Origin of the sequence: Flavobacterium nitrogenifigens (genome assembly GCF_003254565.1) — a bacterium.
GTDB lineage: Bacteria > Bacteroidota > Bacteroidia > Flavobacteriales > Flavobacteriaceae > Flavobacterium > Flavobacterium nitrogenifigens.
Genome location: NZ_QJRI01000180.1, coordinates 15,213 through 32,821, shown reverse-complemented (window position 1 = coordinate 32,821; position 17,609 = coordinate 15,213). Strand labels below are relative to the sequence as shown.

General features: G+C 34.6%; 9 protein-coding genes. All 9 read right to left on the bottom strand.

The genetic code is table 11. The annotated features are described in order from the left end of the window. Window positions 1–2,676, bottom strand: a complete 2,676-nt coding sequence (locus tag DM397_RS18725; protein WP_239457880.1) for a PAS domain-containing sensor histidine kinase — start codon at window positions 2,674–2,676, stop codon at window positions 1–3. A 271-nt stretch (window positions 2,677–2,947) separates the two neighbouring features. After that, window positions 2,948–3,214 carry a hypothetical protein gene (locus tag DM397_RS18720; RefSeq protein WP_111378989.1) on the bottom strand — a complete coding sequence of 89 codons (267 nt, stop codon included), beginning with the start codon at window positions 3,212–3,214 and terminating at the stop codon, window positions 2,948–2,950. A gap of 252 nt (window positions 3,215–3,466) precedes the next feature. Next, window positions 3,467–5,329 carry a TonB-dependent receptor plug domain-containing protein gene (locus tag DM397_RS18715; RefSeq protein WP_111378988.1) on the bottom strand — a complete coding sequence of 621 codons (1,863 nt, stop codon included), beginning with the start codon at window positions 5,327–5,329 and terminating at the stop codon, window positions 3,467–3,469. A gap of 468 nt (window positions 5,330–5,797) precedes the next feature. Then, complete coding sequence (locus DM397_RS18710; protein ID WP_111378987.1) at window positions 5,798–7,102, bottom strand: serine hydrolase domain-containing protein; 1,305 nt, start codon at window positions 7,100–7,102, stop codon at window positions 5,798–5,800. Between the two features lie 4 nt (window positions 7,103–7,106). Beyond that, window positions 7,107–9,608 (bottom strand): beta-N-acetylhexosaminidase, encoded by a 2,502-nt coding sequence (locus DM397_RS18705; RefSeq protein ID WP_111378986.1) that lies wholly within the window; start codon window positions 9,606–9,608, stop codon window positions 7,107–7,109. A gap of 13 nt (window positions 9,609–9,621) precedes the next feature. After that, complete coding sequence (locus DM397_RS18700; RefSeq protein ID WP_111378985.1) at window positions 9,622–11,103, bottom strand: glycoside hydrolase family 10 protein; 1,482 nt, start codon at window positions 11,101–11,103, stop codon at window positions 9,622–9,624. 248 nt (window positions 11,104–11,351) lie between these two features. Next, entirely contained in the window at window positions 11,352–13,187 is a 1,836-nt protein-coding gene (locus DM397_RS18695) for an outer membrane protein assembly factor BamB family protein (RefSeq protein WP_111378984.1), read from the bottom strand. Window positions 13,188–13,616: 429 nt separating this feature from the next. Next, a complete protein-coding gene (locus DM397_RS18690) occupies window positions 13,617–14,444 on the bottom strand; it encodes an alpha/beta hydrolase (RefSeq protein WP_111378983.1) in 828 nt (275 codons plus the stop codon). Between the two features lie 37 nt (window positions 14,445–14,481). After that, complete coding sequence (locus tag DM397_RS18685; protein WP_111378982.1) at window positions 14,482–17,397, bottom strand: FAD-binding and (Fe-S)-binding domain-containing protein; 2,916 nt, start codon at window positions 17,395–17,397, stop codon at window positions 14,482–14,484. Between the last annotated feature and the right edge of the window lie 212 nt (window positions 17,398–17,609).

Below are 17,609 nucleotides of genomic sequence, written 5' to 3'. Positions count from 1 at the left end.
TTAAATATCTTTTTCTCTTTGTTCAAATGGCAGTGTAATACTAAAAACAGCTCCTTTATCAGCAATTCCGGTTGCGGTAATGTTTCCTCCATGACGTTCTGCTATTTTTTTACAAAGAGATAATCCTAAGCCCGTTCCTTCATAACGGTCTTTAGAGTTTAGACGGGTAAAAGTTTCAAAAATGCGTCCAGTCTGATCAAGATCAAACCCAATTCCGTTGTCTTCTACCGTAATTACAGCTGTCCTTCTACCGCCTTCAATTTGTTCTTTTGCATTAATGGTAATCAGTGGCGGAACATTTTCTTTAGCAAATTTAATAGAATTGTTTATCAGATTATAAAATAGCTGATAGAGCAGCACGGAAGCTCCTTCAATAACAGGAAGTTCTTGATAATAAATATTTCCGCCTGTTTTTTGAAGTGAAATTTCCAGATCGGTTTCTATGCTTTTTATGACTTCATTAAGATCAACGATTGTTGCTTTTTGCGAGTCGGCATTGATTTTAGAATAGGCAAGCACACCATCAATCATAGTAAACATTCGGTCGGCCGCTACATGAATTCTTTCAACATATCTCGTTGTCGATTCATCCAGCTGATTTTCAAGATGGTTTTCTAAACGGCTTACAAATGTTTTTATTTTTCTAACGGGTTCTTTTAAATCGTGGGACGCAACATGGGCAAATTGCTGTAAATCATCATTTGAACGTTGGAGTTCTTTGGTGCGGTCCGCCACCAAGATTTCCAGCTTTTCGGTAATCGATTTTTGTTCATGAATATCGGTGCAGGTACCAAACCAATTGGTAATGATTCCTTCTTTATCTCTAATAGGAAGTGCTTTACTCAAAAACCAATGGTATTCTTTCGAAATTCCATTTTTTAAACGAAATTCCATTTGATAAGAAGAACCCGCATTAACGCTTTGGTACCAAGTTCTTAAAACATCGTAAACATCGTCAGGATGGAGCGCTGGAACCCAACTTGAATCGCCAAATTCATGCTCGTTAAGATCAGTGTACTCATACCATCTGCTGTTGAAATAATCTACAAATCCATCGGGTTGTGCGGTCCAGATAATTTGCGGCACCAAATCTGCAAGCTGTCTAAATTTCTCTTCGCTTTCTGCAATAACATTTTGAAGTTCTTTTTGTGAAGTAATATCACTAGCAGCGCCAAACCATTCTACAATTTTTTCTTTTTCATCTAATATTGGAACCACTCTGGAGAAAACCCATCGTACAGAATCATCTTCTTTAATAATTCTGTGTTCCATTTCAAAAATGCTTTTCTCTACGATAGATTTAGAAATCAGATGAACTGCTTGTTCCAAATCGCTAGGATGAACAAATTTATCTAGCCAATTGACGCTATGGCCACCAGTGCCAGAAAGCCTTCCTCCTCCTTCAAGACTTTGCATCACCATCCAATCGGCATCCATACGATAAACCAAATCAGACGATGCATTGACTAAAGCTCGAAAACGGTTTTCGCTTTTTTCCATTTTCTGACGGGCTTCAACTTGTTCAGTAACCTCAACCGCCACTTGTATCATTCCTGTTATCTGTCCTTCTTCAATTAAAGGTCGATACGTTAAATTATAATAATAGTTTTTTAATTCTCCCGTTCGATTGTGCGGCACAAGAACTTCACTTTGATCAAAAGGGATTCCTTCGTTATAAACCTTTAAAACCTGCTCCCATACATATTGGCCTTCAAGCTCAGGCAGCACATCAATCAATCGCATGCCAATAATTTCCTCACCACGGCCAATCATTTGCAGCATCTGTTTATTTATCTGCTCAATAATTAAATCGTCACCTTTTAACACCAAAGTTGGAGCCGGCGTCTGATGAATCATTTTGCGAAAACGGCTTTCACTTTGCTGCAGTTTTTCTTCTGCCTGTTTACTTTCAGTAATATCCCTTGTAGTTCCAACCACAAGTTCGACTTCTCCTTTTTCATTAAAAACTGGAACAAAAATATAATCGTAAATTCTTCTTCCGAGTTCTGCATGCGGAAAAGAAACAGTTCCTCTAATAGCTTTTTTTTCAGCCACTACGGTATCTATTTCCTTTTCGTGCATTTCGGCATGCCAATCTTCATATCCGTTTTCTATTAATCCGCGTCCTATAGCCTCCTCAGCCGATTTACCCCACATTGTCAATAGAGCTTTATTGGCATAAGTAAACTTATAATCCAGATCAAATACATAAACCAAATCGGGAGTTCCGTTTATTATAGAATTGTAAAGTCTTTTTTGTTTTTCAGCTTCAATTAATGCATTATTGAGTTCATTTTCAGCATGCTTCTTTTCGGTAATGTCTTCCATTGTCACCACCACTAGTTCGTCTTGCATAACCGCTGTAAATTTTAACCAATGGTTTCCTCTTTCATCGTCATAGCATTGCTCAAAATGAGATGTAATTCCTGTTTCTGCGGTTTCAATACATTTTTCGAGAATTGTGTTTCCTCCTATTTTAGAAAAAACTTTACTGAATCTTTTTTCTTTGTAGTCTTCGTTATTGATCCAGTTTATAAAATAATCATTAAACAGCAACACCGAAAAATCTTCAATCTTATTTTTAGTAGTATACAAAGATTTTAAAACTGCAATACCATTTGGCGCAGCATTAAAAGCGGTTTTTAGAAGATCTAAATTATTTATTAACTCCATCATCTACTGAGTGAAAATAATTTTTAATGCTGTTTAATTTTATAAAATACACTCAAATTTGTTAAATTCCTTCTCAAATATAAATAAAAAGGCATTTACTATAAACATTATTCAATGTGATTTCATAAAAATTAAATATCAATATAAATCCTCCTACAAATTCTTTGATTTCAAAAAATCAGAATCATTTAAAATTCAGTTTTTATTAGAATTAAAGATTCGCACTGTAGCTTCATAATATGCAAAAGAGCGGAAAATTTCCGCTCTTTTACTATCAATCTGTTTTTGTATCTTCATTTCCAAAAGTACTAATATTCATACCAGAACTCTTTTTATGCCTTAGCTCTTCGTAATCACTATCATCTCCCCAATCACCAGTGTTAGGTTTTTGAACAGCGTCGTTTCTTTCTTTTAAATCTTCATCTATACTTTCTTCATGCGGAAAATACATATGATATCCTAAAATTGGATCCCAATTTGCCTCCTGAGTACGATCTACACTTTCTTGGGATAAATCGTTTTGATTATTTCTTCTGTCCATTTTTTTTCTGGTTTACACTTTCTTAAAATTAAAAGCTGATTATCATTTCATTCGTAATTCAGTAAAATTCAACAAATTAAACCATAAAATTATTATATCATTTTTAAAAAAGTTTATATGATTTCTTAATTTAAACAAAAATTAACATTTTAGAAAAGAGTCTTTATTTAATTAATGCAAAAACAAAACAGCCTGCAAACATAAAGCTTACAGGCTGTTTCTAACAATCTAAAGTTCTGAAAAAAATTCTCTTTAAAAAGTAACCAGTTTTACCCCCAAAGTAAACCAGCGTGATGGCAATGGAACTGCTCCTACCTCATAATAAGTTGCATTAAAAATATTCTGCCCATCTAAGAAAATAGTGAATTTATTAATTGCCTGACTTACTCTAAAATCATTTACCCAATAAGAAGGACCTGTAATTCTTTCGTTAAAACGAGTGGCAAACATTACAGATAAGTTTTTAAACTGATAATCTATTGTATTGGTAATTTGGTGTTTTAATGACGAAATTGCATATTTTGAATACGTTTCTGTACGCGTGCTATTGAATTCTGAATCTAAATATGTGTAAGCCAATAGAATACTTAATTTAGAATCTTTAGAGAAATCAAATCTGTAATTTCCGCGTAAATTGATTCCGTTTGTGTTTAAATCTCCTTTGTTCTGACTTTGCCAAGGCACATTTGTAGCATTACGCATCCAGTCGATGTAATTGTCGATTTTTCTGTAGAAATAATTCGCATTCAAACTCAAAGCTCTTTTGTTGTATTTGAAACCAACTTCACTTTGAAAAGCATTTTCTGAATCTAAATCAGGGTTTCCAACATTTCCTGTTTGTTTCAAATATAAATCTGTAAAAGATGGAATTCTTTGGCTTGTTCCTACATTACCAATAATTTTAAATGCATCTGTAATAGCATAACTAGCATCGATTCCTGGATAAATCTGCCATTTGTAATCTGAATTGTAGTTTAAATATGTTCCGATATTTACATCCAATTTTTCAGTAAAACTTCTTCTGTATTCTGCATAAAGTCCCACATTTTCGCGATCGTGATCTCCAATGTTTGAAGAGTGGATGTTTTCGTTTCTAAATTCAGCTCCAAAACCAATTTCTCCTTTAGATAATTTAACTGTAGAGTTTAATTCTCCCGCAATAGAATTGGTATAATGCTGACTTCTTCCAACTGCCAGATTTGAATTTCCTAAATAACGGTAATCATCATAATTGTAGCGATAGGTTATTCTCGGCATAATTTTCCAACTATCTGTAATTTGATGATTTGACTGAAGATTACCAAATGTAGTCTGAACAATTTCTGTTGAGTTTTTATCTCCAGGTGCAGCGTAAAATCCGTTTGCTCCAAATCCGTTTTTGATATAACCTGCAGAACCTAAAATTTCATTTTTATCATTGATCTGAACATTTCCTTGGTAGAAAATTTTGTTGTTTTCGAATGCTGTGTTATAACGGTATCCGTTGCTTTTATCATGCGAAGCAAAAAGAATATGCTGCTGTTTTTCTTTTCCTAAAACAGCTCCAGCCTGAACTCCTGCTCCGTAAAAAGTATCACCGGTATCTTGAGTATCTTTTTCGAAATTTGATCCTGCATAAGTGCTTACCATAAATCCAGAATCGGTTGGTTTTTTGGTAATAATATTAATGGCTCCTGTTAAACTGTTAATTCCGTAAATTCTTGCTGCTGGTCCGCGAACCACTTCGATTCTTTCAATTGCTTCAACCGGAAGAGGTAGGTTCAACATATTATGAGCCGTTTGCGAATCGATTACTTTTGCTCCGTTTAATAAAACAACAGTCTGCTCAAAACTTCCACCGTCAACACTGATGTCGGCTTGAGTTCCGAATGGTCCTCTTTGTCTGATATCTACTCCGTTGGCATATTGCAATACTTCTTGCAATGTTCTTCCTGGCAGTTTTTTAATGGTTTCGCTCGAAATAACATATACATTTCTGTTTTGTTTAGAAATTGGTGTATTAAAACGGCCTTCATTAATAATGACTTCATCCATTTGGTTGATGGAATCTTTTTTTGTCTGTGCGTAAAAATTGGTACAAATTACTGCAAAGGCAGCAAAATAGATCTTTTTCATTTTGGTTTTTATTTTTTTTGGCAAAAGTAATTGCTTACCGTACCAATAAAGCATACCAGTTTTGTAATTATAACTAGTCCGGATGAATTAATGATCTATTTTGCCAAAAATTAAGCAAAAGTGAGAGATATTACTTATAAATCAAATATTTAGCACGCATTTTTTTAATGCAACGAAACTTTCTTTCTAACTGTTTCTGATTTCTTCTTCTGAAATTCCAGCCTCAATCTGATTATGATTAGTTTTTTTTATCACGCTTATTTTTTGCCACAGATTAAAAGGATTCCCACAGATTTCTTTTTTATTTTGCCACGAATTACACAAATTTTCACTAATTTTTTTTCATATACTTTACGTAAAATAAAATCACTTAATCTATTTATCCCGATAGCTATCAGGAGTGGCTAAACTTTCCTTACAGATTGAGAAAATTAATTCGTGGAAATTCGTGTAATTCGTGGCAAACTTTTATTTATTAATTTGCTTCCAGATTTTAGCACTAAAATCGTCTTTGTACATTAACCGGTTTGTTCTTGTTGGATTAACTCTATTCGTCAGAATAATTAAAAATCGGTTTGTATTTCTATTCATAAAGAAAAAAGTTCCTGTAAAACCCGTATGTCCAAAATCATCTTTTGTAAAAAACTCGTCTGGTTTTCTTTTATCAAAACCTAAACCGCGATAAATTCCTTCTTTTGCAAGCGGAGAATCTGTAAACTCTTTTACGACTTTGGCTTTTAGAATTTGTTTTCCTTTATAATTTCCGTTGTTCATTAGCATTTTGCAGATAACGGCAATCGATTCTGCATTGGCAAACAAACCTGCATTTCCTGAAACGCCACCAAAAATGGCCGCCGCCTCATCGTGTACATAACCTTTTACGGTATCTTTTCTGAAAAAATGATCTACTTCAGTTGGCATTACATTTTCGATCGAAGTCCATTTTAGCGGATTATATCCAATTTTTGAAATGCCTAATTCTTTATAAATTTCATTGGTAAACTGATCGAGTTTTTTTCCTGTTTTGGTTTCAATCATTTGTTTTACCAAAAGAAGATTTAAATCGCTGTACAAATATTTCCCTCTCGGATTTGTATTCGCTTTCGCAATCCTTTCATAAACCGACGGATAAAATTCTGGATTGAGCCACATGTTTTTATAAATCTGAACCCAATTTTCTTTTGGCTCAAAAACCAAATATTTAGAATCGTAAACAATGTTTTTATTTACATACATATTATCAAAAGGCTCAACATATTGTTCCGATTTTTGATTACTCAAAAAAGGCGAATTGTCTGGCGTAGAAAGCAATGCTTGATAAAAAGTGATACTTGGCGTTAATCCGGAAGTATGCGTTAAGAGCTCAAAAAGCGTTAAATCGGAAATCGCTGTGTTTTTGTACATTGGAACAATTTCCCCAACTTGATCTGTCAATTTAATTTTTCCATCGCCGACCAAACGCATTGTTACAAGTGTTGCGCCAAGAACTTTAGACATTGAAGCCAAATCAAAAACGTCATCTGATTTTACTAATTGCTTTTTGGTGTAATCATGATAGCCGTAGTTTTTATAAATCAAATTAAAATCCATTGTACCAACAATGATTTGCGCTCCTGGGAAAAAGCCTTTTTCAAGCGCATTTGTCATCATCGAATCGATGTAAGCTTCATTGCGTTCTAAACCATCTGGTTGTTTTGAGTTTTCCTGAGCATAACCATTTATTCCTAAAAAAATCAAGGAAACCATTAAAATTTTGATGCCAATATTTTTCATAGTATTATGGATTAATTTTTAAGTCCTGTCCTGCCATCAAAGGCTCATTATTGGTTCCTGTAATTTGTATTCTAACTGCTTTTACAGGCTGTTTCGGATAAATGGATGCATTTCCGTAGTCGAAATCATCGCCTTTTATGAAATCGGTTCCGTTATACGAATACTCCACAAAACCATTGTTAATGATAAATCTCGGGTGATGCGGAATTCCAGTTAAAACATCAATTTTAGAAGAAGTTACAGGATTAGTAAAAGTATATAAAATCCAATCGCCATCTTTGCAAGCGACATCGGTACGCAAATATGATTCTTCATTATAATCTTGCAGATTCGAAATTGGAAACTTCGGATTTTCTGCCATCGATGAAGTCACTTTTACTTCTGGTTCCTGATAAGGAGAACAGTTGAATTTTACATTTGCTGCAGATTTTTTCTCTTCTTTATTTTCGACTGTAAAATCTAATCTATACGTATATTTTTCGTTGTAATTATCAATCAAAAATCTCAAGCGAGGTTTTGATTTTAATGCTTTTTCGTCTGCATAAGTCTGCACTAATTTATCATTTTCAAAAAGTGAAACATTTTTGATTGTTCCATTTGTTCCATCATCTGTCGGAGTAAAACTTAGATACCAAATGCCTTTTTTATCTACATGATCTGAGATATTTTCAGAAATAGTCAAAACTTCTGCTTTTGAAGAATTCCAATTGGCTACAGGCAATTTTTCAGCTTTCACCGCAGGACTTGCTACATACTCATTAAAAAATACTCTAAACATATATTTTTCATAATCTTTCGTCTGAATTGGCCCAGTATACAAAGGTGATTGTCTTGTTGGCTCATTTCCATCTTTATCAAATCGTACAACGGCACCTTCATAAGGCGGAGTTACAGTAATAGTTCCGTTTTTATAAATCGCTGTTGGAGGAAAATCTCTGAAAGCAATTCCCATATCAGCCAATCTTTTCAAATGGCTGTTGGTTAATCTTCCATAAAAATCATCCCAGTTTTTATCTTCTTTTTTAGACCATCCAATTTCAGACAGCGCACTGATTCTCGGATAACTTTGGTATTCCATAATTCTTGCAGGACGATCTAAATATTCGCTCCACAAAGCACCTTGAACTCCAATTATATTTTTCTGTTCTTCGGGAGTTAAATCAGCATCAGGAATTGGTTCAAACGAATACGCTCTTTTTGTATCCGTAATTGCTGCCCAACGATGACCGCGTTCTGTTTCAGATTGCGCCATATCGTAATACGTAAACTGTCCTGGCATCATGATGGTTTTATATCCTTTTTTTGCCGATTCAATTCCGTAACTAATTCCCTGCCAAGCAGAAATCAAAGTATTTGGATCGATTTCTCCACCTTTCAGAATTTCATTCCATCCATCTGTTTTTTTATGGTATTTGTCTACAATTTTCTGTACTCTTTTAAAGAAATAATTTTGAAGCTGGAAACTGTCTGTAAATCCTTCCTTTACCATTAAAGCTTGGCATTTTGGACAATGTTCCCAATTGGCGCGATTGACTTCATCTCCCGCCACATGAATATATTCGAAAGGAAATAATCCCGAAACTTCTCTAATGATTGAATCCAGAAGATCATAATTTTCTTCGCGTCCTACACACCAAACATTTTTCACTTCGCCTTGAACACTTTTAAGTTCCTGCGTTATTGCGCAACCCACTTCTGGATAAGAAGCTGTTACGGCACGAGAATGCCCCGGAATTTCAATTTCTGGCATTACAGAAATACCGCGATCGGCAGCATAAGCCACTACTTTTTTAATATCTTCTTGCGTATAAAAACCTCCGTAACGTTTGTCTCCAGAACCATAAGATGGAAGCAAAACTTCTCCTGGACCTCGCCAAGCACCTTTTAAAGTCAAATCTGGCAACGATTTGATTTCGATTCTCCAGCCGTTATCGTCAGTTAAATGCCAATGAAAAACATTCATTTTATGAGCTGCCAACCAATCGATATAATTTTTTACGGTTTGTTTATCGAAGAATTGTCTTGAACAATCGAGCATCATTCCGCGCCAGTCAAAACGAGGATAATCTTCTATTTTTACAAAAGGAACGGTTCCTTTTTTAACATCTTTTGCAGAACAAATTTGAAGTAAAGTCTGGAATCCGTTTAAAACACCTTTTTCTGTTTTTCCTTTTACGAAAATTCCTTTTTCGCTTATTTCCAATTGATAACCTTCTTTTGGAAGATCCAATTTCTTATCTACTAAAAATGAAATATTATTTTTTCCGTGTTTTTTTCCAATCGAAACAATTGGATTGATTCCAGTATTTTTTGAAAAACCAGCTGTGATGTAATCAGCGCTGTTTTTCAGTTTTTTATCGACAACAATTTTTAATGGCGAAGGCAAAACAAATTGCCCTACACTTTGTTGAACTGATACAGGTTTCGGAATTAGGTCTAATTTTTGGGCTTGTACAATACTAAGTGAACTTAGAAATAGGGCTAATAGAAGAATACTTTTTCTCATTTCTTTTTATATTTTATTTTGCTGAAAATTCAATTGGACTGCTTTCCGTCTGAGTCTGACTCAAAGCTGTGAGCGCATAAACGTACTTCTCCAAATCGACATTCGGAACTTCCAGTTTTAAGGCTGTTGTCACATAATAAATATTTTGAGGATTTGAGAAATCGGTAATTTTTCCTTTTGGAAATCTATAGATCACATATTTCTTATCATTTAATGCTGCTTTCCAAGTTAAAACTGCATTATTGCCTTTTTTAGCAATTACTGCATTTGTTGGCGGTTCTGGTTTTAATCTTGTAATTCTGTTGGCTTCGGGAGTTAGAGCAATATATTTATATTCTTTTTCAATAAGAGGTTTTCTCAGCGTATCACCTTTTTTTAGAAAATTCGAAGCGGTAAAATGCATTGAACCATCAATTTGGGGCATTTTACGAATCATTTCGATTTGTTTTACAATCTGGTCTGGACTTCTCCATTCTGGTTCTTTGGCGGTAGTTGAAATTTTATAATCGCCATGACCCACATAAACATTTGCTCCATATTTATGTTCTGCCCACCATTTTGCCAGAACTTCAAAATTGGCGCGATCAAAACCAATGTGCCAATATATTTGAGGCGTTACATAATCGATCCAGTTTTCTTTCTGCCATTTTAAAATATCAGCATACAAATCATCATAATTGGTTGCTCCTGCTCTGGTATTAGAACCTTGCGAATCTTTGGCAATATTTCTCCATACTCCAAAAGGTGAAATTCCGAATTCGACTTCTGGTTTATTGGCAATAATCGTATCTCTAATTTGTTTGATAATCAAATCGACATTATCTCTTCTCCAATCGTCTTTGTCTTTAAACTGACGCGGTTCTTTAGCGAAAGCTTTATCATCAGGAAACTCCTGCCCTTCAATTTTATACGGATAAAAATAATCATCCATATGAACAGCCTGAATATCATATTTACGAACAATTTCACCCACTACAGAAGCTACAAAATCTCTAGTTTCTTGCAAACCTGGATTAAAATATCTCGTTTTTCCGTACGTCAGGAAAAGGTCTGGTCTTTTAAAATATAAATGATTTTTTGAAAGCACATCTCTAACCGTGTCTTTCTGAACACGATACGGATTAAGCCACACATGAACGTTCATTCCGCGCTTTCCTGCTTCATCAATCATCATCTGCAACGGATCAAAACCCGGTGCAACGCCCTGAGTTCCTGTTATCCAATGCGATGCTGGTTCTTTTGTCGATTTGTAATAGGCATCGGCTGTCGGACGAATCTGAAAAATTACAGTATTCATATTGTAAGAACGTAGATTATCCAAAATGGCAATCATTTCGTTCTTCATTTCTTTATCTGATAATCCCGGTTTTGACGGCCAGTCGATATTTTCTACTGTAGAAATCCAAGCAGCGCGCATTTCTCTTTTTGGAGATTGCTGACTGAAAATTTTGGTCTGAATCAGCAGTATTAGGATTAGTAATTTTAGACTTTTCATAAGGTTGTATTTTTGGTTAGCTAATTGTTGTTGAATATTTTAACCGCAATCCCGATAGCTATCGGGAGCTAAGATTTACGCAAGGTTCGCAAAGTTTTGTTTTAAGTTGTGTCCTTTTTTAATCTCGCAAAGTCGCAGAGTCGCAAAGTTTTTTTTCATTTTAAAATTATCGTAAAAGCGCTTTTGTTCGCCTTTACAAAAAACTCAGTTCCTTTGAGCCTTTGAATCTTTGAACCTTAATTATAAAATTATTCCAGCAAAAATATCCCTCCTTCAATAAGTGATGCCCAAACTTGTCCTTTGTCATCAAGTGTAAAGCCATTTATGCTTGAGCTTCCTAAGTTAATTTGTTTGATGATTTCAAATTTTGTGGCATCAACAATTACAACTTCACCTTTTCGGCTTCCTAAATATATTTTATTGTTTTTTTCTAATATGGCTGCCGGATTATGTTCATAGCCCCATTTTAAATCCAGTACTTTGCTTTGGCTTACAACATTTTCTTCAGTCAATTCAATGTCATCATTAAGTGGCACTCTTACCAGTTCTCCCTCCATTGTTTTGCCATAAAACCATTTTCCGTCTTGGCTTTTACCCATTGATTCTCTAATTTTCCATTTTTGAGTTCTTAAAAGCGTTTTGCCTGTTTCAATATCTAAAATGGTTAAGAAACGTTGAGGCGTAACAAAATAAAGTCTGTTTTTTGATGCCACCATATTGACATTTCCTGCAGAATATAAAATTTGTTTATCGTTGCCATTATTCCATTTCCAGATCAGTTTTCCTGTATTTTTATCCAAACAATACACATACGAATCCCAAACTCCAAAAATTATTTTATCGCCTTGTATTAACGGAGTTCCCTGCGAATAAGAAGCTGGTAAATTACTCTGCCAAATGACTTTACCTGTCACAGCATCTGCACAAATAAATGCTGTAGAACTCGCTGTATAAACTCTATTATTTTCTACAATTGGCGAACCTACTAAAACCCCACCAACAGGAATTGTCCATTTTTGTTTTCCTGATTGAGTGTCAAATCCTAATAGATTTCCTTCTATTGTACCTATAACCAGATTATTTTTTACAATTATTGGAGAAAAATAAATCGAATTTCCTGTTTTCGTTTTCCAATTTACATTTTTATTTTTCAGATTAACCGATTTTATTTCGCCAATTGAATTGGTAAAATAAAGGTTCTTTTTGTCGAATGCAGGAAGGCTGTAAATAGATGCAATATCTTTTAAGAAAGGAGATTGGAATGCAACAGTATCTTTCGGAATTTCAATTTTGGAAGGTTTTGATGGCACCGAAAATTTAAAAACTCCCGGTTTATCAATTTCTTTTTGATAAATACTGATACTGTCTTTGCTGATAATTACCTGATTATAGCTTTTTGTTTTTCCGTCAAGCGAAGTTATCGAAGTTCCCATTATACCACTCAAACCAGAGAAATTATATTTTCTTAAAGTGTGTCCGTGACCGCAAAAAGTAGCAACAGTTGAATATTTTTCTAAAACGGAAAGCAATTCTTTATAATTGCTCACGCTATTATCTAGCGGATAATGAGCAAAATTCAGTACTTTTTTATTATTATTTTTAAGGTTTTCTTTTAAGGTTTTATCCAGCCAAAGTACATCTTCGTGTTTCACAAAGCCATCTCCCATTTTCATATAAGGTCCGCATGGAAAGCCAATAAAAACATAGTCCCCTTTTGAAAAAACGAATCTATCCTCACCAAATATTTTTTTGTACGTCAAACCAGCGCTTTCACTCCAGTTCGTTTCATGATTTCCAGAAATTACATAATATGGAATCTTCAATTGAGAAAGTATCGAATGTACTTGTTTTAACTCATCATCGGCACCGCGATTGGTTAAATCTCCAGTTACAATTGCAAACTCAAAATCTGAATTGTTGATTTCTTTTACGATATTCTGCAACAAAAAATCATTGTCGTTTCCTACTGAAACATGCAAGTCAGTAAGTTGTACAAATTTTATAATTCCCTTTTCTTCTGCATTCTGCGAAAATCCAGACGTTATTACAAAAAGCAATAGTATTCTGAAAAATAGTTGTTTCATGGTTCTTTTTTCTTTATTAAACAATAATTTATTTTAAACAGTTCCTATTATGGAATTTGCTTTATTACTTAACCGCAAAGAGCGCAAGGATTTACGCAATGTCCGCAAAGTTTTGTTTTTTAATCTCGCAAAGGCGCGAAGACGCAAAGTCTTTCTTTTTTAAATATTTTTTTCTTTGTGCCTCTATGACTTTGCGAGCAATTTCATTTACAAAAAAATTTAAATCCTTTTATCCCGATAGCTATCGGGAGTGGTTATTTTTACTCTCGCAGATTTAGCAGATTTATTTGTGTGAATTTGTGTAATTTGTGGTAAAAAATCTTTTTAATCCTTAAAAAAAATACCTAACAGGTTTTGAAAACCTGTTAGGATAACCAACCAAAATTTATGTCTTGCCATAAATCAACAAAATGACAACACACTTAACGTTTACTGTGTTTTTTCGACATCATTAAAATAATTGTAAAAAAACAGCAGCTGATATTTTAAGGAATTCTCCCAGTATTTTAAATTATGTTCACCTGGGCGTTCTATATAATCGTGATTTATCTTTAGGTCTAACATTTTTGCGTGCAGTTCTCTGTTTACCTTCATAAAGAAATCATCAACCCCACAGTCAATAATCAGTTTTAATTTATTGTCTTTTACCAAGTCTAACATATTGGTAACGGTGTTCTTGTTCCAATTTTCAGGAAATTCTGTAATTGGTCCCAATCTTTTTTTGATATCCCAATTTTCAGGAAACGGACGAAAATCTACGCCTCCGCTCATGCTTCCTGCCGCACCAAATACGTCTTGATGTTTGAATGAGAGATACAAAGCCCCATGTCCGCCCATGCTCAAACCTGAAATGGCTCTTGCTTTACGGTCTGCAATTGTTTTGTATTGTTTATCGATAAACGGAACCAATTCTTTTACCACATAAGTTTCATATTTAAAACTCGGATCTATAGGACTATCAAAATACCAGCTTGAGTAATTCCCATCTACACCAACCACAATAAAACCGTATTGATCCACTTGTTTTCCTAATTCTTTAAAATCTTTTGCCCAAGATCTATAATTTCCGCTGTAGCCATGAAGCAGATAAACAACTGGAAATGCTTTCTTGCTTTTTTTATAATGGTCAGGAACTACCACGCAAGTTTTAATATTCTTCTGCATCGAAGAACTAAAAACTTGCAAAGTATCAACCTTAGCCGCTTTGGCTGTAAAAATGAAAAGCAGTAATAAGATCGAATAAATTATTTTTTTCATAATTGATGTTTTTGAAGAGCATGAGTAAAACTCAAAATTATTTCAGACAATCTTTTAAAATAGTCACGGGATGTAAAGCCTTTCTGCTGGTTCCGTCAAAAATCTGGTGGCGGCAACTTGTTCCTGCAGCTGCGATTTCGGTTGATGATTCTGTTGCCCTGATTTTCGGAAACAAAGTATCTTCTCCCATTTTCATACTGATTTCGTAATGTTCTTTTTCATAGCCAAATGAACCCGCCATTCCGCAACAGCCAGAATTATAAATTGTAACTGTATTGTTTTTTGGAACATTCAGCATCGCAAACGAAGCTTCAACTGAGCTCAATGATTTTTGATGGCAATGCCCATGAATTTTGATATTTTTCTCTTTTTCAGAAAATTGATCTGCGTGAATTTTTCCGTTTGCAATTTCTCTTTTGAAAAACTCTTCGACTGTAAAAGTATTTTTGGCTAATTTTTCAGCACTTTCCTTATCTGCAGCCAATCGGATATATTCATCTCTAAAAGTCAATATGGCTGAAGGTTCGATTCCGATTAAAGGCGTGTTTTCAGAAATTATATTTTTAAAAGTATTGACATTTTTGTTCGCGATTTCCTGCGCTTCTTCCAAAAAGCCTTTTGAGATAAAAGCTCTTCCGCTTTCTTCATGATCGATTACAATTACTCTGTAACCTAATTCTGTTAAGAGTTCGTACGCGTCGATTCCGACTGAAACATCATAATAATTGGTAAATTCATCGCAGAAGAGATAAACACTGCCATTCTCAAAAGAGCTGTTTATGTTACGTTTTTTATTCTTTTCGTACCATTTTCTAAATGTCTTTGGAGCCAATAAAGGCACTTGTCTTTCTGGCGCAATTCCCATACGCTTTTTAACGAATGAAAGATTGGATGCCCAATTGGTAATTGATGGCGCAATGCTTCCCAATTCATTTAATTTTGAATTGAAAGCAAAAATTTTATTTCGGAAAGAAAACCCGTTTGCTTTTTGGTATTGGTATAAAAATTCCGTTTTTAAAGTCGCTACATCAACATTACTTGGACATTCGCTCGCGCAAGCTTTACAGCTTACGCATAATTCAAAAACCTCATATAATTCTTCGTGATCGAATTTATTTTCTTTTTCAGAATTCGTCAGATATTCTCGTAAAGCATTCGCACGTGCACGTGTTGTATCTTTTTCATTTCTTGTCGCACGATAACTTGGACAAAGAGTTCCGCCTGCCGAAGGCATTTTACGGCAATCGCCCGAACCGTTGCATTTTTCTGCGGCACGCAAAACCCCCAAACTATCCGAGAAATCCTGAATTGTTTTTATTTCAGGTTCAATTCTTCCCGCTTCAAAACGAAGATTTTCATCCATTTTCGAAGCGTTTACGATTTTTCCAACATTCAAAATGGTATTTGGATCAAATGCTTTTTTTACTCGTTTCAGCAGTTCGTAATTTTTATCGCCAATCATAAACGGCAAAAACTCTCCACGCAGAATTCCATCGCCATGTTCACCGCTCAACGAACCTCTATATTTTTTCACCAAATGCGCTACTTCAGTAGATAAATTTCTGAATTGATGCAAACCTTCTTTTGTCTTCAAATTTATCTTCGGACGCAAATGCAGCTCTCCCGCTCCAGCATGAGCATAATAAATCGCACTTTGTCCGTGCCTTTCCATCATCGCTGCAAAATCGGCAATATAATTTGGAAGATCGCTCAATTCAACCGCTGTATCTTCAATAGAATCAGCTGCTTTATCGTCGCCCACAATGCTTCCTAAAAGTCCAAGACCTGCTTTTCTTACCTCATTTACTTTGTCAATATCGGCTCCGTAAATCTTTGGCAACGCATATCCAAAACCATTATTTTCAAGATCCTTAATTAATGCATCGGCTTGCAGTTCGGCATCTTCCATACTAATATGCGATCCAACTTCAAGCATAATAACTGCTTTTGGTTCGCCCACAATAAAAAATCGGTTTTTAGCCTGCTCCCTATTAGTTTTAGTACAATCCAATATCGTATCATCCATCATTTCGCAGGTGTACAAATGATGTTTCATTGCAGTGACAACGGCTTCCAAACTTTCCTGAATGGTATGAAAATGCGCTACCACCATAATATTGTTTACTGGCGGCAAATCATCTACTTTTAGAGTGATTTCTGTAGTAAATGCCAAAGTTCCTTCACTTCCGCAAAGGAGTTTTCCTAAATTGATGGTATCTTCTGTTCCCGAAAAAAGTTTCGATTTTAGTAGAACATCAATCGCATAACCTGTATTTCGTCTGTGAATTTCTGGTTTTGGAAATTCTCTTAAGATTTCTTCCTGATTTTCTTTATTTGAAAGTTCTTCGTAAATCGTTTTGTAGATTTTATTTTCTAAAGAATCGCCTTTTGTTTTCTCGATAAATTCATCAGAAGTTAAATCTTTAAATACTGCTGTAGTTCCGTCACTTAAAACGGCTTTTATTTCTACAATTTTGTCTCGGGTAACACCGTAGCGAATCGAAGTTGTTCCTGAGGAATTATTTCCGACCATTCCGCCAATCATACATCTATTGGTTGTTGATGTAGTTGGAGCAAAAAACAGCCCGTGTGGTTTTAAATATAAATTCAATTCATCGCGAATTACTCCAGGCTGAACGGTTATGGTTTTCTGTTTAGGATCAAAAGAAACAATTTTATTAAAATGCTTAGAGACATCTACAATAATTCCGCTTCCAACAGTTTGACCTGCAAGTGAAGTTCCAGCTGTTCTTGGCGTTATAGAAATTTTATTTTTTGAAGCAAACCGGATAATATTTATAATATCATTCTCTGATTTTGGAATAGCCACAGCAAGCGGCATAATTCTATAAGCAGAGGCATCTGTGGCGTATATTTTTTTATGAAGGTCATCATAAAAAAGGTTTCCTTCTAAGGAGGTTTCTAATTCTTGTAATTGGAGAGAATCGGACATTTAATTGGTTCTGTTGCTTTTGGTTCTTTAATACATATTTTATTTCTGCACTTCGCTTAAAAGCTATTCGGCAAAAAACAATACATTCTAAATTTTATTAGAATTCAATATTTATTAAAGTTCCTCTTGGAAGCTCTGAACTTCTTCAAATGCACCTAAAAAGGGGCAAATAGACGAAGGAATGATTTTCATAAATATATCTGACTAATAAA

What these genes read in the sequence shown, in the direction of transcription:
- DM397_RS18715 (WP_111378988.1), bottom strand. Translation starts at nt 5,329, where the DNA reads ATGAAAAAGATCTATTTTGCTGCCTTTGCAGTAATTTGTACCAATTTT.
- DM397_RS18695 (WP_111378984.1), bottom strand. Translation starts at nt 13,187, where the DNA reads ATGAAACAACTATTTTTCAGAATACTATTGCTTTTTGTAATAACGTCT.
- DM397_RS18720 (WP_111378989.1), bottom strand. Translation starts at nt 3,214, where the DNA reads ATGGACAGAAGAAATAATCAAAACGATTTATCCCAAGAAAGTGTAGAT.
- DM397_RS18710 (WP_111378987.1), bottom strand. Translation starts at nt 7,102, where the DNA reads ATGAAAAATATTGGCATCAAAATTTTAATGGTTTCCTTGATTTTTTTA.
- DM397_RS18705 (WP_111378986.1), bottom strand. Translation starts at nt 9,608, where the DNA reads ATGAGAAAAAGTATTCTTCTATTAGCCCTATTTCTAAGTTCACTTAGT.
- DM397_RS18725 (WP_239457880.1), bottom strand. Translation starts at nt 2,676, where the DNA reads ATGATGGAGTTAATAAATAATTTAGATCTTCTAAAAACCGCTTTTAAT.
- DM397_RS18700 (WP_111378985.1), bottom strand. Translation starts at nt 11,103, where the DNA reads ATGAAAAGTCTAAAATTACTAATCCTAATACTGCTGATTCAGACCAAA.
- DM397_RS18685 (WP_111378982.1), bottom strand. Translation starts at nt 17,397, where the DNA reads ATGTCCGATTCTCTCCAATTACAAGAATTAGAAACCTCCTTAGAAGGA.
- DM397_RS18690 (WP_111378983.1), bottom strand. Translation starts at nt 14,444, where the DNA reads ATGAAAAAAATAATTTATTCGATCTTATTACTGCTTTTCATTTTTACA.